Raw genomic sequence first — 20,401 nt, forward strand, 5'->3', positions numbered from 1 at the left:
GGGGCCTGCAAAAGTAGGCGTTTCCCGCCCCGGAAACGAAAAAGCCCCGACCAATTGGGCGGGGCTTTTGTAAAGTAAGGCTGGAGCGCTGAGGCCCAAAGCCCAAAAATTAATGAGCAGCGTGCTTGCCGAGGTAGTTAGCTACGCCCTCACGGGTAGCTTCCATAGCCTCTTTGCCTTCTTCCCAGTTAGCGGGGCACACTTCACCATTCTTCTCAAAGTACTGCAGCGCGTCAACCATACGCATGGCTTCGTCAATGCTGCGGCCCAGCGGACCGTCGTTTACCACCTGGTGGCGCACAATGCCGTCCTTATCAATCAGGAACAGGCCGCGGTACGCCAGCGGCGAGCCTACGAAGGTCATTTCGCCGGCTTCAGTGTAGTCAAAGTGGCCGCCCAGTACATCGTAGTTCGAGGCAATGGTCTTGGTAGCATCGGCCACCAGCGGGTAGGTTACGCCGGAAATGCCGCCGTTGTCGCGCGGGGTTTGCAGCCAGGCAAAGTGCGAGAAGTGGGTATCGGTAGAACAGCCTACAATGGCCACGCCTTTTGCTTCAAAATCAGCCAGACGGTCCTGGAATGCAATGATTTCAGTAGGGCAAACAAAGGTGAAGTCAGCGGGATAGAAATAGAAGATAACGTGCTTTTTGCCCAGGTAACGGTCCAGGGAGAAATCTTCTTCAAATTCGCCATCGATAACGGCGGTAGCTTTAAACGAAGGAGCGCGCTTGCCAACAAGAACTGCCATAGTGGTGCTTGAGTTATTTGGAGTGAAAAAAGAAAGTTGAAAACAGAAGGGAGAAGAAAGCCTTAGTCATTCTGCTGCGCATCCAGGCGGGAGCCGGTAATGTGCAGCGAAAAGGAAGTAGGCTGAAAATTTTTGAGCCCGCGGGTAGCGAAGAAGTCCCGGATGAGGGCATCCAGCTGCGGGTCGCAGTAATCAATGATTTCCTGCGTATCGGTGCAAAACAGATGATGGTGGGCGGAGCAGTCGGCATCATAGCGGCGCGAGGTGCCATCGGCCGCCGCTACCCGCTTGGTCAGGCCGGCCGCCACAAAGCTATCCAAGGCCTTGTATACCGTACCCAGAGAAATAGTGGGCGAAACCCCCACCACGGAGCGGTGCACCTGCTCGGCGGTCGGGTGGCCACTGAATTGGGTTAAACTCTCTAGAATCAGGATGCGCTGCTGCGTGGCGCGCAGGCCGGCCTGCCCCAACAGCTCACGCAGGCGCGGCCGGCTGGGCGGGGTAGAGTGCAAAGGCGCGTTGTCAGTTAAGTGGCTCACCAGATAAGAATGATTCTCCGCAAAGGTACGTCTATAAGCCGCACGGCCGCAAAATTGTTTCATCCCTCTATGGAATATGCAAAAGGCAGCCACCGGAATGGCTGCCTCTCAGCACGTCTACACTATCTGGTAATCAGGCTGATTGCCAGGCTTAGCGACCTTTAAAATCGGCTTTGCGTTTTTCCACGAAGGCCGCCATACCTTCCTTCTGGTCTTCGGAAGCAAACGTCATGTAAAAGTTTTTGCGCTCGAAGTGCAGGCCTTCATCCAGGTGGGTTTCAAACGCCCGGTTTACGGATTCCTTGGCCAGCCGCGCCGCCACCGGCGACATTTCCGCAATGCTGGCGGCCAGCCGGAAGGCCTCTTCCAGATACTGGCCCACGGGCACCACCCGGTTTACCAGCCCGTGCTTTTCCGCCTCCTGTGCCGAAATAGGTTTGCCGGTAAGCACCATTTCCATGGCCCGGGTCTTGCCCAGGGCGCGTGTGAGGCGCTGGGTACCGCCCGCGCCCGGCATGGTGCCAATCCGGATTTCGGGCTGCCCAAACTGCGCGGTTTCGGAAGCCACAATCATGTCGCAGGTCATGGCCAGCTCACAGCCCCCGCCCAGCGCAAAACCCGACACGGCGGCAATCAGCGGCTTATGCGTTTTGCGGATCTGGTCCCAGGTGCTGAACTGGTCAATGGTCAGCATATCAATGGCGGTGCGGCCCGCCATCTGCTTGATGTCGGCGCCGGCGGCAAAGGCCCGCTCATTGCCGGTGAGCACAATCACGCGGACGGCATCATTGGCGCACAAGTCCTTCAGGGCGGCGGCTACTTCCTGCATCAGCTGCAGATTCAGAGCATTCAACTCCTTGGGGCGGTTTAGCTGAATAAGAGCCACGTGCGGCCGGGCCTCGGGGGTTACGGTTATAAATTCCATGGGGAGAGGGGATTTAAAAATCGGGGAGACAAAAACGAAGAATTACACGGAATAGTCGGGCTTTAAAAGGCGCCATTGCCACACCAAACCATCCTCAGGGTCCTCTATTACTTGCTGAAAAGTGAAACCCGTTTTAGCCAGCACCTGAGTAGAATAATTGATGCCGGGAAGCGTGTGGGCCAGCACCTGCAAAATTTCCGGGTGGTCAAAAGCAAACTGAAGCATACCTCGTGTGGCTTCAGTGGCATAACCCTGCTGCCGAAAATGCGGCGCTATACTGTAGCCCAGCTCTACGGTGCCTTGGGTGGGAGGGCCTTTGAAGCCGCCCACGCCCACCACCTGCTGATATTCTGCATGAATAAAAAAATACAGCCACCAATGGGCTGCTTCCGGATGCTCTGTCAGAAACTGCGCGGCTTGAGACACCACCTCCCACACCAGGTCCTGCTGCAGCCAGTCTATATCTGGCTCCACGTGGAGCAGCTGAGCTAATGCTGGCAGATCCGGCTGCAGCATGGCCGCAAAATGCTCCGGTCGGCAGGGAAGCAGTTGCAGGCGAGGAGTGGTTATCATGGTAGCGGCCGCTTATTCCACCTACTCCTTTACGGTGCTGCGGCACACAAACTGGAAGGTCTGACGGGTGCGCTGCTCCAGTAGCAGCTCCCGGCCTTCCGTGAGCTGCTGAATGCTGGCGGCATCGTAATTCTTGATGGTATACAGTTCCAGCCCCGTATTATAATGAATGGTGAACTGCTCGTAGAGCATATCCAGCAGCTGCTCTAGCCGGTAGGCGGAAAAATCGGTGCACACGGAGAAGCTGATGGCCGAATTCTGCATCAGATGAATTTTGAGCCGCACCTGCGCCAAGGCCCCAAAAATCACTTCCAGGTTTTCTTCCGAAATAAAAGTGAGGTCCTTCGACTCAAAAGAAACCAGGCACTGCCCCGTTTTGCGGATAAAGGCCGGCGCCAACGACTCATGCCGGCAGTCATGGATTTTGGTGCCCTCCGCCGTGGGATCCAGAAACGACTTTACATACAGCGGGATGCGGCGCACGGCCAGCGGCTTAATGGTTTTGGGGTGAATAACGGATGCCCCATAGTAGGCCATTTCAATGGTTTCCTGGTAACTGATTTCCGGAAAACGCACGGTGTTGGCAAAAATCTTGGGGTCGGCGTTCAGCAAACCAGCCACGTCTTTCCAGATAGTAACGGACTCGGCCTGCAGGCAATGCGCGAAAATGGCGGCCGAGAAGTCGGAGCCTTCGCGGCCCAGTGTGGTGGTCTGGCCGCTGGCGGTACCGCCCAGAAAACCCTGGGTAACTACGGGGCCCCGCCGCAGCAGATCCGGCACCAGGGCGCGGATGTTGCGCTCGGTGGTGGGCCAGTCCAGGCGGCCTTCGCGCCACATAAAATCGGTGCGCACCAGGGGGCGGCAGTCCAGCCATTCGGCTTCCAGGGCCCGCGCTACAATAAGGGTGGCCAGCAGCTCGCCAAAGCTCACAATCTGGTCGTACTGCCGGTCATACTCCCCGCGCACCAGGGTGGCCAGCTGGCCGCTCAGCTGCTCCAGCAGGCCGGGCAGGGTAACTGTGCCGGGCACGGTAGCCGCCGCTGCTTCCTCCTCCTGCCAGGTGGCGCCAAACAGTTCATCGGCCACGGTAAAATGAAAGTCGCGCAGGGCTAGTAACTGCTCCTGGTAGTCCAGGGCCGAATACGCCCGGTGAAAGATATCCTCCAGCGCATTGGTGGTTTTGCCCATGGCCGAAACCACAATCAGCAAGTGCTCATCGGTACCAAACTGGCGCACTATTTCTACCAGATTGCGAATAGCGGCAGCATTGCGCACGGAGGCGCCCCCAAACTTATAAACCTTAAGCGCGTGCTGTTCCTGCATATACAATGATATAAAAGCTGGCATCAGTCCCACCCTGCCAAACGGGAGAGAAGAGGCCAAAAGTAGGAAGTGCCCGCCAGATGTGGCGAAAAACGATAAATTTGTCCACCCGAATACCCCACCCACTTTCCCACCCAATGGATCATAACAAACTCGCGCTACCCGTCGGTACTACCCTGGACCGCTTTATCATGCGCAAACAGGAGGACTTCCCGTATGCCACCGGGGAGCTTTCCCAGCTGCTGCGTGATATTGCCCTGGCCGCTAAAATTGTAAACCGCGAAATCAACCGCTCCGGCCTCATTGATATTGCCGGGGCCTATGGCAACCGCAACGTGCAGGGCGAAGACCAGCAGAAGCTCGACGTTATTGCCAATATTCGCTTTATCCGGGCGCTGCGCAACGGCGGCGAGGTTTGCACCATTATTTCCGAAGAGGACGACGAGAAGATCCAGACCGGCAACGTGCAGGGCAAATACGTGGTGGCCATTGACCCGCTGGATGGCTCCTCCAACATTGATGTAAACGTCAGCATCGGCACTATTTTCAGCATTTACCGGCGCGTATCGCCCACCGGCGCCGAGGGCACCGACCAGGACTGCCTGCAGGCGGGTACGCATCAGGTGGCCGCCGGCTACGTTATTTATGGCTCCAGCACCATGATGGTGTATACCACCGGCAACGGGGTAAACGGCTTCACCTACGAGCCTTCCCTGGGTGAGTTCTTCCTGTCGCACCCGCACATCACTTCGCCCAAAACCGGCACGGTGTACTCTATTAACGAGGGCATCTCCGAAGATTTCCCGGAAGGCGTGAAGGCCTTTGTAGCCCACTGCAAGGACCAGCACTTCTCGGCCCGTTACATTGGCTCTTTGGTGGCTGATTTTCACCGCAACCTGCTGAAGGGCGGTATTTATATGTACCCCGCCACCCGCAAAGTGCAGAACGGTAAGCTGCGCCTGGCCTATGAGTGCAACCCACTGGCCTTTATTGTGGAGCAGGCCGGGGGTAAAGCCAGCAACGGCTTTATGCGCACCATGGAAATACAGCCCATCGGCATGCACGACCGGTGCCCCTTGTTCATTGGATCTACCGAGCTGGTGGAAAAAGCCGAAGAATATATGGCCCAGTATGCCAACGCCGATGCCGAGGCTGTAAAATAGCTTAGCTGATTTTTCGACATAAGAAAAAGGCCGCCCTGCTGACAGGGCGGCCTTTTTTAGGAGTTTGGAAATGAAAATCTATTCCGACTTCTTTTTGCCACGGCCTTTGGCAGGAGCTTCCGTAGCGGCCTCCGGGTTGGTAGGCTCATCGGTTTCGGTAGCCGATGAAATTACGCCGGCAGTGCTTAGCTCATCTTTTGCAGTAGGCTTACTGGCCTTGCCGCTGGCATTTTTCTCCGGTTTGGCCGCCTGCTCTTCTGCAGGGGCTTCCTCAGTGGCTTCTTCTGCCGAGTACGGCAAAGTAGTGCTTACCAAACGATACCAGGTAACGAGCTTCTTGATGTCAGACATGTACACCCGCTCCCGGTCGTAATCCGGAATAATGTTTTCCATGAACTGGGTCAGGTCCCGGTCGTCTGACTTGTTCGTCAGAGGGAAATCGGCGCCGTAGTGCTGCTGGATCCGGTCAAATACCTCCGTCAGGGGCACAGTCTGGTCCAGGTCTTCGGTATAAATGGAAATTTCGTGAAGCAGCGACACCTTGTTGCGGGCCGAGGCGACGGAACGCGTGGCACGCTCATCCAGCGTTTCCACAATAACACCGGCACGGGTGGGGCGTACCAGGCGGTAGAGGCCTGGCATGCCGCTAATGGCAGCAATTTCCTTCAGGTCGTAGGGCATAAAAAAGCAGTTAGTTCGGGGCAAAGTTACTCAGCGGCGGCTTGTCCGGGGGCTGGCAGCTTAAATGAGATGGGCAGGCTGGTGAGAATAGCGTAGTCCGGCTTCTTGAATTTGAGCAGATGCACCAGGCGCAGCGCTTCTTCGCCGCAACCTCCGCCAATCTGCTTTACCAGCTTCACGCCGGACAAAGTGCCGTCGGTATTCAGCGTAAAGCTTACAATGCAGGTGCCCTGGATGCGGTTGCGCCGGGCCATGAGCGGGTATTTCATTTCTTTTTCAATGAAGGCATACATAGCCTCCTGGCCGCCTTCATAGTACTCGGCTACGGGAATTACTTTGCCGCCGCGCACCGGATTCTGCGCCGTAGCTACGGCCGCCTCCACGCTGGCCGGAGTAGCCGGGCCAGGGCCTTTGGTTTTCACCTTCACTGATTGGGCAAAAGCCGGCGAGAGGCTACAAATGCCCAGAGCCAGAACAAGCAAGTGTTTTTTCATGTCGCAAAAAAAGAGAGAGAAAGTCAATAAACGCTGAAACGCAGAAAGGGCATTTCAGCGTCAATTTACGCATTATCCTTGGTAGGAGCAGCGTTCAGGTTTACTTCCTCAATAAAGGTCAGAATCTCTTCCCGGCCCATTTTCTCGGTGGCCGAGGTTACGAAATACTGCGGCAGCTCGTCCCAGGTTTCGCGCAGCTTTTCTACATACGTCAGCACATTCTGGTGAGTGCGGGAGCCGGATTGCTTGTCAGCTTTCGTAAAAGCCAGCACAAAGGGCACGCCCATATTGCCCAGTCGGTCAATAAATTCCAGATCAGAAGCAATAGGAGCGTGGCGCGAATCAATTAGCACAAATACGCAAGCCAGATTTTCCCGCTCCCGTAAATAAAAGTTGATCATCTTTTCCCACTTGGCGCGGGAGTCTTTGCTCACTTTGGCATAGCCGTAGCCGGGTAGGTCTACCAGGTACCACGCATCATTTATGATAAAATGATTTATCAGCTGGGTTTTGCCTGGCAGCGAAGACGTTTTGGCTAAGCCGCGGTGGTCCGTCAGCATATTAATCAGCGACGACTTGCCCACATTGGAACGCCCGATAAAGGCGTATTCCGGCAAAGTAGGAGCGGGGCACTGATCTACGCGGGTATTGCTGGTAAGAAATTTTGCCGTTCGAATAAGCATAGTTGGAAAAGACGCTGAAAGCACAAAGATACGGCAAACCAAAACGGCTGTTGGAAGTAAATTTTTTCTTGGATTTTATTGGAGTTTACAAAGGTCCCTTATATTTGCGCAGTTTACCATGAATCGAATTATAGTACGGAAGCTGAAAAAACATGGCTTCTTGCTTGTTCACCTGACATTTGACTATTTCTATACTTAAGAAAGAGTATAGAAGTATGGACGTATAATAAAGTTTCTATCTTTGCCCGAAACGGTCTTTTTTTTCGGCAAAAATTCCCCGAAAATACCCTCTGCAAAAGCTTTTTACCGTCTGCAATTTTAGCCAGTCTCCTGCTAGTTGCTAACCTTAAATAGCCTTTTCAGTATAACAGGGCAATTTAAAAATGCCCTCTGCGTTCGGCAGAGGATTTTTCCCTCAGAGAACTTCCGTCTTATTCCCAAAATCTCCTCCCAAATGGACAACGTAGTCAGAAGGTTATTAAAAGTTTCTTGCGCCTTCGCCCTTGCCACTGCGGTGGCCCAGCCCACGCTGGCCCAAAGCACCCGCAAGCAGCTAAAGACTGCAAACAAGCTTTTCGACTTAGAAAACTATCGGGCTGCTATTCCTTTTTATGAACAGGTACTGGCTAAGGACCCCAACAATGCTTTGGCACTGTTCCGGGCCGGTATTTCCTATATGTCCTTTGATAAGGAGAAGGCCAGCGACTATATCTACAAAGCCCAGCGGCTTAAGCCCAAGGTTTCCAAAGACGTAGAGTATTGGCTGGGCCGGGTAGACCATCTCAACTACAACTTTGATGAGGCCGTGGCTCACTACCAGGCTTACAATGCTACCCTGAAGAAAAAAGACACGCGTAAAGCCGAGCTGGCCCAATTGATTCAGCACAGCAAAAACGCGAAAGTGCTATTCAACAGCCCCAAGGATATCTTTGTAAAGAACCTGGGCCCCACGATTAACACGCCCTTCTCTGAGCACAGCCCGGTAATTTCTTCGGATGATAAGCTCCTGTTATTCACCTCGCGGGGTGAGAACGTAACCGGTGCTAATACCTCCGCAGAAGGCGCTAAGAAAGGCGAGGGTAACCTGGCCTCCGACGGCGAGTACTATGAGGATATCTTTGAAGCGGAGCGCATTGACGACGAGAACTGGTCGAAGCCCCGTTCGTTGAGCGGCGTGCTCAACGGTAAAGGCCACGATGCCTCCATCCAGGTGTTCGACAATGACACCAAGATGCTGATGTATCGCCAGGATAAAGCCGGTGATATTTTCTATTCTGAGAAAGCCGGCGGCGACTGGACCGAGCCTAAGAAACTGAATGGTAACATCAACTCCAACCAGTTTGAGTCGGATGCTTACATTACGCCAGACGGCCTGACTATTTATTTCTCTACCGGGAAATATTCGGAGGACGGTACGCTGGATATCTACTACGCCACCCGCCAGCCCGGCGGCGACTGGGGTGAGGCGAAATCAGTGGGCAGCAACATCAACACCAAGTATGATGATGACAGCCCCTTCCTGAGCAAGGATGGCAAAACCATGTACTTCTCTTCGCGGGGTCGTAATACCATGGGTGGCTACGACATCTTCAAGTCGGAGTACGACTCCATTGGCCGTCGTTGGGGCCAGGCCGAGAACATGGGCTACCCCATCAACACCCCCGATGATGACAGCTACTACCGTTTGAGCCCGGATGGCAGCTACGCCTATCTGTCGTCGTACCGCATTGGCGGCTATGGTGAAAAAGATATCTACACCATCAACTACATCAAGAATGCCATCATCCGCGGTAAGGTAATTTCCTCGCGTGATAGTGTGACGGTAATTCCAGGCGTAGAGCTGGTGTTTAGCGGCACCCAGGCCGATAAAACGGCCCTGAGCTACCGCGACGTAACCAAGCCTGACTCCGGTAACTATGAGGTAAACGTGCTGTCCGGCCGTACCTACCAGGTAGCGGTTTCCAAAGACGGTAAGAACATTACTACCGAAGAATTTGCGGTGCCTATTGCCACCAAGGACTCCACAGTTATTGAGAAGAACTTCTATGTGCCATACATGGACACCACCAGTGCCGGTATGTTTGCCTTTAAGAAGATTTACTTCGATACGGACAAGTATAACCTGCGTCCGGAGTCGGTTACGGAGCTGAACAACATCTCCCGTGTCCTGAAAGCCAACCCCGGCCTGAACATCTCCATTGAGGGTAACTGCGACTCGCGCAACACCGATGAGTACAACATGGTACTGGGTCAGAACCGCGCCGATGCTGCTTACAACTACCTGAAGCGGAACGGTATTGGTGAAACCCGCATGGTAACCACCAGCTATGGTGAGCGTCGTCCGGCTGCTCCCAACGATTCGCCCGAGAATATGCAGCTCAACCGCCGCGTAGAGTTCCGTGTGATTCTGAAGGATGGCCAGTCGATGGACAACCTGAAAGTAACGCAGCCCGCGGCTCCGGCAGCCGGTGCTAAGCGCACTACTACCACGGGTACCACCCGCACCACCGGCACTGGCTCAACCGGTACCAGCACCGGCAATCAGCTGGTGCCCGGCAAGAGCAAGGTGAAGATGGCCGATGGCACCAAGGTGAAAACCAAGGTGGATGAGGACAGCGACAAAGTGAAAGTGAAAACCGAAGGCCCGAACGGCGAAGAGTCGAAAACCGTCATCAAAGACGGTGAGATTGACTCCAAAGTGAAGGATGCCGACGGCAAGACCAAGCTGCAGGTGGAAGGCGCTACGCCCGCTAACCTGACGCCCACTACCACTCCCGCCACGGATTCTATGCAAACCGCGCCGGCTAACATGAATACAATGCCTACTGATACTACTACGGTAAAGCCGTAAGTAGCTCAGATACTTGCCTTAAAAAGGGTCGGGCACATCGCCCGGCCCTTTTTTTTCAACATAATTGCGGGCGTGGCGTTATGTTTGGGCAATTCGGCCCCCTTTTATTCGTTCAGCTCCCGAAGTATGTCCGTAGTTCCTTATAAAGATGATGCCGCCGGCAAGAAGTCGCAGGTAGCAAACATGTTCAACAGCATTGCTGGCAAATATGACTTCCTTAACCACTTCCTGAGTGCCGGCACGGATATTTACTGGCGGCGCAAAGCCGTGGATGAGCTGAAGCAGCTGCGGCCGGCGCGCATTCTGGATATTGCCACCGGCACAGCCGATTTTGCCATTGAAACGCTCCGGGCCGCCACCAAAGATGCTCAGATTACCGGCGTCGATATTTCGGAAGGCATGCTGGAAGTGGGCCGCCGGAAGCTGGCGGCCAAAGGCCTGGCCAACCGCATTCAGCTGGAGCTGGGCGACTCGGAGAACCTGCCATTTCCGGATAATTCCTTTGATGCGGTAACGGCTTCGTTTGGCGTGCGCAACTTTGAGAACCTGCCGAAAGGACTGGCCGAAATGTACCGCGTATTGCGCCCCGGCGGCAAAATGGTCATTCTGGAGTTTTCCAAGCCCACGGCCTTTCCCATGAAGCAGGCCTATAATTTTTACTTCCGGCACATTCTGCCCGTGTTCGGAAAGCTGATTTCCAAAGACCGCGCTGCCTATACCTACCTGCCCGAGTCGGTGCAGGCCTTTCCGGATGGGCGCGATTTCCTGAATATCCTCACGCAAGTAGGATTTACTCATACTGCATGGCAACCCCTCACGTTCGGCATCAGCTCTATCTATACCGCCACCAAATAGCCTGCTGGGCCTTGGCGGCTTCCAGCCTGCTGGTCGGGGCCAGCCCGGCCCAGGCCCAAAGCCCTACCCGCGCCAAGCGCGGCAAGGGTGGCCAGGTAAAGTCCATCACAGTAAATAACCTGCCCGCCTATGATCAGAAATGGTTTCATGGCGGCTTCCAGCTGAATGCCAGCGCCACGCGCTACCGCATTGAGCAGTCTTCGCGAATAAGCTCCCGGGAAGTTTCCTCCAACGCGCTGGTGGCCCCCAGCTTTGGCATCAACTTCATTGGGGATGCTCGATTAGCTGATTTCTTTACCCTGCGCTTTACGCCGGGCGTTTCGTTTGCTACGCGGCGCATAGAGTACAAGGCCCTCAACTATTCGCCTAAAAACGAGGATGACCCGGAGGAAATCAAAAACCAGGAAATAGGGGGCACCATTCTGGAGTTTCCACTGCTGCTAAAGTTTCACTCAGAGCGGCGGCGCAATACGCGCATGTACGTAGTGGCCGGGGCTAAAGGCAGCTATAACGTAACCAACCGCCGCCAGGACCCCGAAACCAGCTACCTGCGCACCGATAATCTGGACTACTCCCTGGAGTATGGAGTGGGGCTGGATATGTTTTATCCGTTCTTTAAGTTTGCGCCCGAACTGCGTTTCTCCCACGGCCTGCCCAATGTGCTGCAGCCCGGCGAAGACGTCTATAGCCGCAACCTGCAGCGTTTACGCTCCAACGCCGTAACGCTGTATCTGAACTTTGAATAACTTCTTTATGGCAGGTATTGCACTGATTACTGGCGCCTCATCCGGCATTGGGCGGGCTACGGCCGTGGCGCTGGCCCGCGCGGGCTACTCGCTGGTTATTACCGGGCGGCGCCGGGAGCGGCTGGAAGAGCTGGCTACCGAGCTGGCACCCACCCCCGTTCATATTCTCACTTTTGATGTGCGGAAGCAGGAGGCGGTAGAAGCGGCATTTGCAAGTCTGCCGGCCGAGTTTCAGGCCATTGATGTGCTGGTAAACAATGCCGGCAATGCCCACGGTCTGGCACCCATTGAAAAAGGCGACCCCAGAGACTGGGACCGAATGATGGACGGCAATGTGAAAGGCTTGCTCTATGTGACGCACGCCGTGCTGCCGGGCATGACGGAGCGCAAGCGCGGCCACATTATCAACATTGGCTCTATTGCCGGCCACGAGGTGTATGCCAACGGCAATGTGTACTGCGCCTCTAAAGCTGCTGTAGCTGCCCTGAGCAAAGCCATGCGGCTGGATTTATTGCCCTACAATATCCGGGTGGCCGAGGTAAACCCTGGCCTGGTAGCTACCGAGTTTTCGGAAGTGCGCTTTAAAGGCGACACGGACCGTGCCGCTACCGTGTACCAAGGCTACGAGCCCCTGCGCGCCGATGATATAGCCGACCTGATTCAATTTATGGTAACCAGGCCCGCCCACGTAAATATTGCCGAGGTACTCATTCTGCCGTCTGCGCAGGCATCGGCCACGCTGGTTAAAAAAGAGCTGCTGAGCTAGAGTTAGAAAGACAGCGCTAAACAAACAGGCCCCGCTGCTTAGCAACGGGGCCTGTTTGTTTCATGATTCAAGCGAATTAACCGCTTGCATGCAGCTGGCGCAGTACGGCGGCATTTAGCTCATGCTTGCCATCAAAGGAAATAACCTGCGGCGTGGTGCCCAGCTTCTGCAAAAAAGCCTGCTGCGCTTCCAGATCAGCCGCCGAAATAAACTCATCCCGGGTGCCGCACACCAGGAAAATAGGGACGCGCTGGGCTAGATGGGCGGCCACCGTAAAATCTACATCCGGTGGGAAAGCGCCGGCCCACAGTACCAGCCGTTGCGAACGAAAGGTGGCCTGCGCCAACCAGCGGCTAACGGTAGCAGCGCCCTGCGAAAACCCCAGCACCGTAATCCGGACATCAGCTGCGCATTCCACCAAAATCGTTTCGGCCAGCTGGTTCAGGTAGCTGATGTAGTCAGCTATTTCCGCGGTGCGGTCTTCCCGGGTCATCCAGGAGGCCCCAATGCGGCCACTGGTGCCCTGCAGATAAAAGCGCGAAAGGCCTTCCGGTGCTACTACTACCAAGGTAGGGTCGGCGTCAGTAAGCGGGGTGAAGTGACGGATGAAGTACGCGCCCAGTTGCCCATAGCCGTGGCACACCACCCACAGGTGGCGGGTATTCTCTGATAGCGCACCGGCCTGATAATAGCGGGCTGAGCGGGTAACGGTAAGCCGGCGTTCCTGGGCGGTGGGCATGGCGGCGGTTACGCGCGGGGCGGCAGGTCGCTGGCCGAAAACTGGAAGGGGAGCAGGTCGCTCATGCTCTGGAAGCGGTAGATGCTGCCATCGGGGCCAGGCAGGAGCAAGGGAATGGAATTGCCCTGGCGGTGCTCGTATTCAGCCATTACCTGGCGGCAAGCCCCACAGGACGTGACGGCCACAAAATCACCGGTGGCGGGGCGGGCGGCTACGGCCATGGCCTTAATGCGGCGCTGGGGCTGGCTGGCGGCCAGGCCAAACAAAGCGGTGCGCTCAGCGCACAGCCCGGACGGGAAAGCCGCATTTTCCTGATTAGTACCCTGAAAAAGGGTGCCATCATCCAGCAATAGCGCAGCGCCCACATGAAAGTGCGAGTACGGCGCGTAGGCATCGTTGGTAGCGGTGCGGGCAGCGTGCCAAGTGGCAGCTTCCGCAGATGAAAGTTCGGCTTCAGAGGCAAGTACCTCTACTGAGATGGTCAGATGAAGCGGGTGGGCCATGGGCAGGCGAAAAAAAAGCGTACCAAAGCCAGATAGTGGCCCCGGTTGAGTAAGGGGCGGTGAATGTACTACAATTCTTGCTGACTTAAGCGCTTCAGCTAAATTAATGACTTGCCTAAACAGAGTTAAAGCATGCCTGAAAGCATCAATTAAGACAGTTGTATGGAAGGGCCAGCATGAAAAGCCCGCCGGATTGAGCAGATTTTAGTAGCATTGGCCATTATTTCCCACCCTGTTGTTTGGTATGACGCGCATTCTGCTTCTGGGGGCTGGCCGCTCCGCTTCTTCGCTCATTCAATACCTGTTACGCTATGCCCCGGTCGAAAACTGGCAGGTAAGCATAGCGGACGTCAACCCGGCGCATCTGGACCCGGTGCTGGCGGCGCACAGCGCCTATGCGCAGGCCATATCTTTTGACGTGGCCGAGGTGGAGCAGCTGGATGTATTGGTGCCCACTGCGGATATTGTTATTTCCATGCTACCGGCGCTGTTTCACCCCTTAGTAGCGCAGGCTTGCGTGCGGTATCATCGGCATTTGGTAACGGCCAGCTATGTAAGCCCCGAAATCCGGATGATGGCGGAAGACGCCCAGGCAGCCGGCGTGGCTTTGGTGATGGAATGTGGCCTGGACCCCGGCTTGGATCATATGTCGGCTATGCGGGCGCTAACCGAAATACGGGAGCAGGGCGGGGAGCTCACCTCCTTTAAATCTTATTGCGGCGGCCTGATGGCCCCGGACTCTGAGGGCGCTAACCCGTGGAAATACAAGTTCACCTGGAATCCGCGCAACGTGGTATTGGCCGGGCAGAGCACCGCTAAATACCTGGAAAACGGCCACCCGCGCTTTATTCCCTACCAGCAGCTCTTTGCCCGCACCGAAGTGCTAAGCGTGCCGGGCTTCGGCGAGTTTGAAGGCTATGCCAACCGCGACTCGCTCAGCTACCGCCAGCCCTACGGTCTGGACAATATTCCCACCATTCTGCGCGGCACCCTGCGCCGGCCGGGCTACTGCTCCGCCTGGAATGCGCTGGTGCGCCTGGGCCTCACCGATGACGCCGTGCACCTGGGTAACGCAGCGGCCATGACCTGGCAGGAGCTGATAGAAGCCTACCTGCCAGCCGCCACCGCTGGCAGCCTGCCGGAGCGGGTAGCTGCCTACCTGAATCTGGCGCCGCAGGGGCAGGAAATGACCCTGCTTACGTGGCTGGGCCTGTTTACCAACCGCCCACTGGACCTGCCGGATGCCACGCCCGCGCAACTGCTGGAGCGCCTGCTTACTGAGAAATGGCAGCTGGCCCCCGGCGACCATGATATGATTGTGATGCAGCATCTGTTCGATTTCACCCTGCAGGGCCGCCGGCACCGCCGTACCTCGTCTCTGGTAGTGCTGGGCGATGATGCTACCCACACGGCCATGGCCAAAACCGTGGGCCTGCCGCTGGGCATGGTGGTGCGCCGCCTGGCGAAAGGATTGCTGCCCCAGCGTGGTATCGTTATTCCTACCCTCCCTGATATCTATGAGCCCGTGCTGGATGAGCTGGCGGCCGATTACGGCATCCGGTTTGAGGAGCACGAATTCGCGCTCAGCTAACCGGGCCGCTGCTTAAAAAGCCAGATAAAATTCCTGAAGCAGTTCCCGAAACTCCGCTGAGTAAACCGCCTCATTCCCCTGATGAATAGCCAGAGCCTGCGTAGTTACGGGGCCAGCGCTTCGGCTGAAGGTGGTGATGTGGCGCAGCGTTTTGCTGCCGGGGCGGTGGTGCAGGGTGAGGCGGTGTTGGGGGTATAAACCGGCCGCGGCCGCCTCCCGCTCCAGATGCAGCATTTCCGGGGGCGGCAGCAGGACGGTGAGCTGTCCGGTGGGCGTTAGTAGCCCGGCCGCGCTGGCGCACAGCGTGGAGAAAGGCAGGGTCTCAGCAGTAGTATGGCGGGCAGTAGTTCGCGCTGCATCCGGGGACTGGAGCGAATGACGGAAGAAGGGCGGGTTGCAGATGATATGGTCAAACCGGTCCGGGCGGGTGGCTACGTATTGCTGCAGGCTAAGCGCGTGTACGCGGAGCCGGCCGGCCCAGGGCGAAGCTGCCGCGTTTGCGGCTGCCTGAGCGGCCGCCAGGGCGTCCAGCTCAACGGCTTCAATATAAGACCCGGGGGCCCGTTGGGCTGCCATGAGGGCCAGCAGGCCCGTGCCCGTACCAATATCCAGAATACGCTTTGCCGTGGCCAGTGGGGCGGAGGCGCCTAATACACAGGCATCGGTACACACTTTCATGGCGCAGGCGCCCTGCTCCACGCGGAAGTGCTTGAACTGAAACCAGGAATTAGCCACGGCATGGAATAGTTTTGAAAACGGAAGCGTCTGCATGAGAAACAGACGCTGGCGTTGCTTTAGGAGGCCCGGCGGGCTTCAATCAACTCGTAGCCTTCATCAATGAGCAGCGGGCCCTGGGTGGCACTGCGCACGGCCAGCTGGTCGCACCGCTCGTTTTCGGCGTGGCCATTGTGGCCACGCACCCAGCGGAATTTCACGTTGCGCTGCTTGTAGACTTTCAAAAAGCGCCGCCACAGGTCTTCGTTGGCCTTTTTACCGAAATCAGGTTTTTGCACCCAACCGAATACCCACTTTTTCTCTACTGAATCCACCACGTACTTCGAGTCGGTGACCACCAGCACCGGAATATCGGGGCGCGTAATGGCCTCCAGGCCCACAATAATGGCCAGCAATTCCATGCGGTTGTTGGTGGTGAGGCGGAAGCCCTGGCTCAACTCTTTTTCATGGTGACCATAGCGCAAAATGGCGCCGTAGCCGCCGGGGCCCGGGTTACCACGGGAAGAGCCATCGGTAAATAAATGAATCAAAAGGAAAATGAAATTACAAGCCCGCTCCAGGCTGCGCACAGCCCGGCGCGGGCCAGGAGAGGTTAGAAATTCTGTTTGAACAGCTTGATGGCAATGGCCAGCAGAATTACGCCAAACACGCGGCGCAGAATGTCCTCGCCGGCTTTGCCCAGCTTGCGCTCAATCCAGTGGCTGCTCTTGAGCACCAGGTACACAAACACCAGGTTGGCCACAATACCTACCAGCACGTTGGGCAGGGAATACACCGCGCGCAGGGAAAGCAGCGTGGTCATGGTGCCGGCTCCCACAATAAGCGGAAACGCCAGGGGCACAATGGAGCCCGTGCCGCTGGCCATGGGGTTGTGTTTAAATATTTCTACGCCCAGAATCATTTCCATGCCAATGAGGAAAATGATAACCGAGCCAGCCAGTGCAAAGGATTGTAAATCAACACTAAACAAGGCCAGAATACTTTGCCCCAGAAACAGAAACACGACCATCAGGATACCCGCCACCAGAGTAGCCAGCTCCGATTTGATACGACCTTCGCGCTGCCGTATCTGAATGATAATGGGGATGGAGCCCAGAATATCAATGATGGCAAAAAGCGTGAGCGTGACGGAAGTAATTTCCTTGAGTGAGAACATACGGTGAGCTAGTGAGCTGATGAAATGGTGAGCTACGGGCAAGCACAACTGGGTTAGCAGGTTGGTGCTCCAGCGTCAGTACTCCGTTTCACCACCTCACGATTTAAGCAAAGTCCCGGGCAAAAAACTGCACCAGCTGCTCGAAGGCGGCATCGGGAATGGCGGGGAAGTTGGCGATACGCAGGGTGTTTGGTTTCCAGCTGCCATAGCCGTTGCCCAGCTGCAAGCCCTGGGTAAGAGCCCGGCGCTTTACCTCGTCAATGAGGGCGGGCGGGCCCTGCAGCGCTACCACGGTGGTGGAGCGGGTTTCGGGGTTTTGCACCAGCGGGCGCAGCTGCGTGGCCTGGTCGAAGTAGTCGTAGAGCTTGGTGGCGCGGTCGGTGAGGTGCTGGTGCACGGCCTTAATGGGCGGGCGGTCCTGCAGCATGCGGCTCAGCAGATAAATGCCCAGCACATTGGGCGTATGCGTGGTCTGGAAGTTGAGCATCTTCTCATACTGCGACGCCAGGCTGTTGTAGTGAGCCCGCTCATTGATATGCCGCAGCCGATCCAGGGCCCGCGGGGAGAGCAGCATCACCGACAAACCCGCCGGCAGCCCGAAGCACTTCTGCACTGAGGCAAACCAGATATCGGCCTTAATGTACTTCATCTGAATACCAGCCAGCGACGACGTGGCATCCACGGCCAGCAGGGAGTTGCCAATGCGGTTGTACAGGTTCAGGATAAACCCATCGCGCAGCTGGGTGGCGTTGCTGGTTTCATTCTGGGTGATGCACACCAGGTCGGTGTTGCTGTCGAGGGGCAGATTGGCAATGTTAGGCAGATCATCCAGGCCAAACTCTATGCCCTGGGAGGCCGGGCGCAGGGCCTTGGCGTAGTCGTACCACTTCTCGCCAAAGGCCCCGCTGTACAAATGCAGGCTTTTGGTAGGCGTAAGACTTTGCGTGAGGACCTCCCAGCACTCGGTGGCCGAACTCATGAAGAACACGGTGTAGTCCTGCGGCACGTTCAGGCGGGTTTTCAGGTCCGTTACGGTCTGGCGCATCAGGCCCGTGAACCGCTCGCCCCGGTGCGGGACCGAGAGCCAGCCTTCATCATAGGCATCCTGCAGGTACTGCCGCACCTGCGGATAAACCTGCGAAGGGCCAGGGTTAAATGTATACATAGAAATAGGTGAGTCAGGAGGAAAGGAGAGAGGCTGCAAAGGTAAGCGGCCCAACCCGGCTATGCGAGTAAAACGAGCTGCGGCCCGTTATAGCATTTCGGCCGGAAACTATACTTTAAACCCCATGCGCTTGGGGCGCAGGCCATCAAAATACTGCAGGGCCAGGCGGTAGCTATCCAGCTTAAAGCCACTAATGCTGCCCACGCAATGCCGGCCAAGGAGGCTTTTCTGGCGGAACTCCTCGCGGGCGTGCAGGTTGCTCAGGTGTACTTCCACCACGGGAGTGTGAATGGCGGCTACGGCATCGGCCAGGGCTACGCTGGTGTGCGTGTAGCCGCCGGCGTTCAGCACCACGCCGAGGTAGGTGAAGCCTACCTCGTGCAGCTTGTCAATCAGCTGGCCTTCGTGGTTGCTTTGAAAATGCTCCAGCGTCAGGTTGGGGAAGGCCTCAATCAGCTCGGGCAGGTAGTCTTCGAAAGAGCGGGTACCGTAGATGCCCGGCTCGCGCCGGCCGAGCAGGTTGAGGTTGGGGCCGTTGAGAAGGAGAATTTGCATGGGAGAGGCGTAGGGACTTGGAGCGGCAGAACTGTAGCTTTGTAAGCCACCAGAACTGCCATGAGGTGGCCCAAGTTACGGGGTGGCCGCAGCTTTTATACCTGCCGGGGCCGCAAATACCCAAAATACTCTTCCTAAACTCCTAAGCTCCACGTTTATCCCGTGAACTGGTCTATCTACCTAAAACAATTCGAAGGCTATTTGCGGCTGGAAAAATCCCTTTCCGGCAACAGCATTGAAGCCTACGCGCGGGATGCAGCCAAGCTGCGCCAGTTCCTGGAAAGCCGGCAGCTCACTACCGCGCCCCAGCAGGTAACCACCCCTCAGCTGCGCCAGTTTCTGGCCTGGCTGGGCGAGCTGGGCATGAGCGCCACCTCCCAGGCCCGCACCCTCTCGGGCCTGAAGGCCTTCTATAGCTTCCTCATCATGGAAGACCAGCTCAGCATAGACCCCACCGACACGCTGGAAGCCCCTAAAACCGGCCGCAAGCTGCCCGATACGCTCAGCTACGAGGAGATAGTACAGCTGCTGGAGGCCATTGATATGAGCACCAACGAAGGCACCCGCACCCGGGCGCTACTGGAAGTGCTGTACTCCTCCGGCCTGCGGGTGAGCGAGCTGACGGAGCTGCGCCTTTCCAATGTGTATGCCGACCAGGGCTTTTTGCGCGTAACCGGCAAGGGCAACAAGGAGCGCCTGGTGCCCATTGGGCGCGATGCCCTGAAGCACCTGGGTTTCTACCTAAGCGGTGTGCGCTGCCACCAGGATATTCAGCCCGGTCACGAGGATATGGTGTTTCTGAACAAGCGCGGCACCAAACTTTCCCGCGTCACCATCTTCACCACCATTAAAACGCTGGCCGAAAAAGCGGGCATCCGCAAAACCATCAGCCCGCACACCTTCCGCCATTCCTTCGCCACGCACCTGATAGAAGGCGGCGCCGATTTACGCGCCGTGCAGGAAATGCTGGGCCACGAGAGCATCACCACCACGGAAATCTACACCCACCTGGACCGCGACTATCTAAAGCAGGTTATCACGGAGTTTCACCCGCGCAGCTAGCGGCGGGGCAGGGTAGAGGCATCCAGCTCCCGGCAGTGCTGCAGCCAGTCCTGGGCCTGCGCTACCTCATCAAACAGCTGCAGGTCAAAATAGGGGGTGAAATCGTGCTGCATAGCTATTTCCATAATGATTTCATAAGTATCCGGATGCGTTACGTGGGCCATATGCCGCAGCCCGTAAGTGGTGGCAATGGGGGCCCAGTGCTGCTCAATCCAATGCAGGGTTTCAAACCACATGACCATCACCCGGCTGTTATCATTGAGCACACAGGAAGGCCGCAGCTCCCGCAAAACCTCCAGCGTTTTCTGGGCACCCAACTTGGCTTCATCGGCTCCTATAGAGCCTTCCCAGGTTACCACCACGCAGTCGGCGGCGGGTTCGTAGCTGATGGTGCAAAACCGGGAGTGGGCGGGCGAGCTGAGTTCCTGAATAATCATTCGCTTCAGATAAAGGCGTGAGGACGGCACCAGCATAAATCTTCCTGTTCTACGGGTGCCCCAATAGATTTGGGCATTGCTGGGCCCTACTTTTGCGGCGATAATTCTGAA

Annotated in this window: 23 protein-coding genes; 7 read left to right on the top strand and 16 right to left on the bottom strand. The window is 56.5% G+C overall.

All coding sequences use genetic code 11. The features are described 5' to 3' along the window. Positions 1-109: 109 nt before the first annotated feature. The 5 genes from PK28_RS08995 to PK28_RS09015 form a co-directional block, all read right to left on the bottom strand. Complete coding sequence (locus PK28_RS08995; RefSeq protein WP_044513440.1) at positions 110-748, bottom strand: peroxiredoxin; 639 nt, start codon at positions 746-748, stop codon at positions 110-112. Between the two features lie 62 nt (positions 749-810). Next, the gene (locus tag PK28_RS09000) at positions 811-1,287 is read right to left on the bottom strand and encodes a Fur family transcriptional regulator (protein ID WP_197070390.1); all 477 of its coding nucleotides are present in this window, start codon (positions 1,285-1,287) and stop codon (positions 811-813) included. 151 nt (positions 1,288-1,438) lie between these two features. Beyond that, positions 1,439-2,212, bottom strand: a complete 774-nt coding sequence (locus PK28_RS09005) for an enoyl-CoA hydratase-related protein (RefSeq protein ID WP_044513442.1) — start codon at positions 2,210-2,212, stop codon at positions 1,439-1,441. Positions 2,213-2,254: 42 nt separating this feature from the next. Next, entirely contained in the window at positions 2,255-2,785 is a 531-nt protein-coding gene (locus tag PK28_RS09010) for a GNAT family N-acetyltransferase (protein ID WP_082017041.1), read from the bottom strand. 21 nt (positions 2,786-2,806) lie between these two features. After that, on the bottom strand, positions 2,807-4,108 hold the full coding sequence (locus PK28_RS09015; protein WP_044513443.1) for an aspartate kinase: 1,302 nt from the start codon (positions 4,106-4,108) through the stop codon (positions 2,807-2,809). 137 nt (positions 4,109-4,245) lie between these two features. Between PK28_RS09015 and fbp the strand changes: the two genes are divergently transcribed. Then, positions 4,246-5,271 (top strand): class 1 fructose-bisphosphatase, encoded by a 1,026-nt coding sequence (fbp, locus tag PK28_RS09020; protein WP_044513444.1) that lies wholly within the window; start codon positions 4,246-4,248, stop codon positions 5,269-5,271. A 78-nt stretch (positions 5,272-5,349) separates the two neighbouring features. On the opposite strand, the gene PK28_RS09025 is transcribed toward fbp, so the two are convergent. The 3 genes from PK28_RS09025 to yihA form a co-directional block, all read right to left on the bottom strand. Continuing rightward, on the bottom strand, positions 5,350-5,952 hold the full coding sequence (locus PK28_RS09025; RefSeq protein ID WP_044516693.1) for a DUF5606 family protein: 603 nt from the start codon (positions 5,950-5,952) through the stop codon (positions 5,350-5,352). A gap of 26 nt (positions 5,953-5,978) precedes the next feature. After that, on the bottom strand, positions 5,979-6,446 hold the full coding sequence (locus PK28_RS09030) for an energy transducer TonB (protein WP_082017042.1): 468 nt from the start codon (positions 6,444-6,446) through the stop codon (positions 5,979-5,981). A 65-nt stretch (positions 6,447-6,511) separates the two neighbouring features. Further along, positions 6,512-7,129: a ribosome biogenesis GTP-binding protein YihA/YsxC gene (yihA, locus tag PK28_RS09035; RefSeq protein ID WP_044513445.1), complete on the bottom strand. Its 618-nt coding sequence runs from the start codon at positions 7,127-7,129 to the stop codon at positions 6,512-6,514. Between the two features lie 514 nt (positions 7,130-7,643). On the opposite strand from yihA, the gene PK28_RS09040 reads away from it, so the two are divergent. The 4 genes from PK28_RS09040 to PK28_RS09055 all read left to right on the top strand — a co-directional run bounded on the left by PK28_RS09040 (position 7,644) and on the right by PK28_RS09055 (position 12,347). Then, positions 7,644-9,980, top strand: coding sequence for an OmpA family protein (locus tag PK28_RS09040; protein WP_082017043.1), 2,337 nt, complete (start codon positions 7,644-7,646; stop codon positions 9,978-9,980). Between the two features lie 126 nt (positions 9,981-10,106). Further along, a complete protein-coding gene (gene ubiE / locus PK28_RS09045; RefSeq protein WP_044513446.1) occupies positions 10,107-10,835 on the top strand; it encodes a bifunctional demethylmenaquinone methyltransferase/2-methoxy-6-polyprenyl-1,4-benzoquinol methylase UbiE in 729 nt (242 codons plus the stop codon). Beyond that, positions 10,784-11,581, top strand: a complete 798-nt coding sequence (gene porT, locus PK28_RS09050) for a type IX secretion/gliding motility protein PorT/SprT (protein WP_082017044.1) — start codon at positions 10,784-10,786, stop codon at positions 11,579-11,581. The genes ubiE and porT overlap by 52 nt, the downstream gene beginning before the upstream one ends. A gap of 7 nt (positions 11,582-11,588) precedes the next feature. Then, positions 11,589-12,347: an SDR family NAD(P)-dependent oxidoreductase gene (locus tag PK28_RS09055; RefSeq protein ID WP_044516700.1), complete on the top strand. Its 759-nt coding sequence runs from the start codon at positions 11,589-11,591 to the stop codon at positions 12,345-12,347. A gap of 76 nt (positions 12,348-12,423) precedes the next feature. Here the strand turns inward: PK28_RS09055 and PK28_RS09060 are convergent, their stop codons facing one another. Next, positions 12,424-13,086: an alpha/beta hydrolase gene (locus PK28_RS09060; RefSeq protein WP_044513447.1), complete on the bottom strand. Its 663-nt coding sequence runs from the start codon at positions 13,084-13,086 to the stop codon at positions 12,424-12,426. Positions 13,087-13,094: 8 nt separating this feature from the next. Next, positions 13,095-13,589 carry a cytidine deaminase gene (cdd, locus tag PK28_RS09065; protein ID WP_044513448.1) on the bottom strand — a complete coding sequence of 165 codons (495 nt, stop codon included), beginning with the start codon at positions 13,587-13,589 and terminating at the stop codon, positions 13,095-13,097. Positions 13,590-13,833: 244 nt separating this feature from the next. On the opposite strand from cdd, the gene PK28_RS09070 reads away from it, so the two are divergent. Continuing rightward, complete coding sequence (locus tag PK28_RS09070) at positions 13,834-15,180, top strand: saccharopine dehydrogenase family protein (RefSeq protein ID WP_044513449.1); 1,347 nt, start codon at positions 13,834-13,836, stop codon at positions 15,178-15,180. A 12-nt stretch (positions 15,181-15,192) separates the two neighbouring features. On the opposite strand, the gene PK28_RS09075 is transcribed toward PK28_RS09070, so the two are convergent. From PK28_RS09075 to PK28_RS09095, 5 genes are all read right to left on the bottom strand, one after another. Then, positions 15,193-15,915: a tRNA1(Val) (adenine(37)-N6)-methyltransferase gene (locus tag PK28_RS09075; RefSeq protein WP_231576122.1), complete on the bottom strand. Its 723-nt coding sequence runs from the start codon at positions 15,913-15,915 to the stop codon at positions 15,193-15,195. 59 nt (positions 15,916-15,974) lie between these two features. Beyond that, positions 15,975-16,445: a ribonuclease HI gene (gene rnhA / locus PK28_RS09080; protein ID WP_044513450.1), complete on the bottom strand. Its 471-nt coding sequence runs from the start codon at positions 16,443-16,445 to the stop codon at positions 15,975-15,977. A gap of 62 nt (positions 16,446-16,507) precedes the next feature. Next, positions 16,508-17,071 (bottom strand): MarC family protein, encoded by a 564-nt coding sequence (locus tag PK28_RS09085; RefSeq protein ID WP_044513451.1) that lies wholly within the window; start codon positions 17,069-17,071, stop codon positions 16,508-16,510. Between the two features lie 103 nt (positions 17,072-17,174). After that, positions 17,175-18,236, bottom strand: a complete 1,062-nt coding sequence (locus tag PK28_RS09090) for an aminotransferase class V-fold PLP-dependent enzyme (protein ID WP_044513452.1) — start codon at positions 18,234-18,236, stop codon at positions 17,175-17,177. 108 nt (positions 18,237-18,344) lie between these two features. Further along, the gene (locus PK28_RS09095) at positions 18,345-18,791 is read right to left on the bottom strand and encodes a type II 3-dehydroquinate dehydratase (protein ID WP_044513453.1); all 447 of its coding nucleotides are present in this window, start codon (positions 18,789-18,791) and stop codon (positions 18,345-18,347) included. Positions 18,792-18,953: 162 nt separating this feature from the next. On the opposite strand from PK28_RS09095, the gene xerD reads away from it, so the two are divergent. Next, positions 18,954-19,853 carry a site-specific tyrosine recombinase XerD gene (xerD, locus tag PK28_RS09100; protein ID WP_044513454.1) on the top strand — a complete coding sequence of 300 codons (900 nt, stop codon included), beginning with the start codon at positions 18,954-18,956 and terminating at the stop codon, positions 19,851-19,853. Here the strand turns inward: xerD and PK28_RS18975 are convergent. Continuing rightward, on the bottom strand, positions 19,850-20,290 hold the full coding sequence (locus tag PK28_RS18975; protein ID WP_048825799.1) for a hypothetical protein: 441 nt from the start codon (positions 20,288-20,290) through the stop codon (positions 19,850-19,852). The two genes, xerD and PK28_RS18975, sit on opposite strands and share 4 nt — an antisense overlap. Positions 20,291-20,401 lie beyond the last annotated feature (111 nt).

This window comes from Hymenobacter sp. DG25B (genome assembly GCF_000801315.1).
Classification (GTDB): Bacteria; Bacteroidota; Bacteroidia; order Cytophagales; family Hymenobacteraceae; genus Hymenobacter.

What these genes read in the sequence shown, in the direction of transcription:
- PK28_RS09030 (WP_082017042.1), bottom strand. Translation starts at nt 6,446, where the DNA reads ATGAAAAAACACTTGCTTGTTCTGGCTCTGGGCATTTGTAGCCTCTCG.
- PK28_RS09095 (WP_044513453.1), bottom strand. Translation starts at nt 18,791, where the DNA reads ATGCAAATTCTCCTTCTCAACGGCCCCAACCTCAACCTGCTCGGCCGG.
- PK28_RS08995 (WP_044513440.1), bottom strand. Translation starts at nt 748, where the DNA reads ATGGCAGTTCTTGTTGGCAAGCGCGCTCCTTCGTTTAAAGCTACCGCC.
- PK28_RS09055 (WP_044516700.1), top strand. Translation starts at nt 11,589, where the DNA reads ATGGCAGGTATTGCACTGATTACTGGCGCCTCATCCGGCATTGGGCGG.
- cdd (WP_044513448.1), bottom strand. Translation starts at nt 13,589, where the DNA reads ATGGCCCACCCGCTTCATCTGACCATCTCAGTAGAGGTACTTGCCTCT.
- PK28_RS09015 (WP_044513443.1), bottom strand. Translation starts at nt 4,108, where the DNA reads ATGCAGGAACAGCACGCGCTTAAGGTTTATAAGTTTGGGGGCGCCTCC.
- PK28_RS09085 (WP_044513451.1), bottom strand. Translation starts at nt 17,071, where the DNA reads ATGTTCTCACTCAAGGAAATTACTTCCGTCACGCTCACGCTTTTTGCC.
- PK28_RS09005 (WP_044513442.1), bottom strand. Translation starts at nt 2,212, where the DNA reads ATGGAATTTATAACCGTAACCCCCGAGGCCCGGCCGCACGTGGCTCTT.
- PK28_RS09060 (WP_044513447.1), bottom strand. Translation starts at nt 13,086, where the DNA reads ATGCCCACCGCCCAGGAACGCCGGCTTACCGTTACCCGCTCAGCCCGC.
- yihA (WP_044513445.1), bottom strand. Translation starts at nt 7,129, where the DNA reads ATGCTTATTCGAACGGCAAAATTTCTTACCAGCAATACCCGCGTAGAT.
- ubiE (WP_044513446.1), top strand. Translation starts at nt 10,107, where the DNA reads ATGTCCGTAGTTCCTTATAAAGATGATGCCGCCGGCAAGAAGTCGCAG.
- fbp (WP_044513444.1), top strand. Translation starts at nt 4,246, where the DNA reads ATGGATCATAACAAACTCGCGCTACCCGTCGGTACTACCCTGGACCGC.
- PK28_RS09090 (WP_044513452.1), bottom strand. Translation starts at nt 18,236, where the DNA reads ATGTATACATTTAACCCTGGCCCTTCGCAGGTTTATCCGCAGGTGCGG.
- PK28_RS09010 (WP_082017041.1), bottom strand. Translation starts at nt 2,785, where the DNA reads ATGATAACCACTCCTCGCCTGCAACTGCTTCCCTGCCGACCGGAGCAT.
- PK28_RS09070 (WP_044513449.1), top strand. Translation starts at nt 13,834, where the DNA reads ATGACGCGCATTCTGCTTCTGGGGGCTGGCCGCTCCGCTTCTTCGCTC.
- PK28_RS18975 (WP_048825799.1), bottom strand. Translation starts at nt 20,290, where the DNA reads ATGATTATTCAGGAACTCAGCTCGCCCGCCCACTCCCGGTTTTGCACC.
- porT (WP_082017044.1), top strand. Translation starts at nt 10,784, where the DNA reads ATGGCAACCCCTCACGTTCGGCATCAGCTCTATCTATACCGCCACCAA.
- PK28_RS09025 (WP_044516693.1), bottom strand. Translation starts at nt 5,952, where the DNA reads ATGCCCTACGACCTGAAGGAAATTGCTGCCATTAGCGGCATGCCAGGC.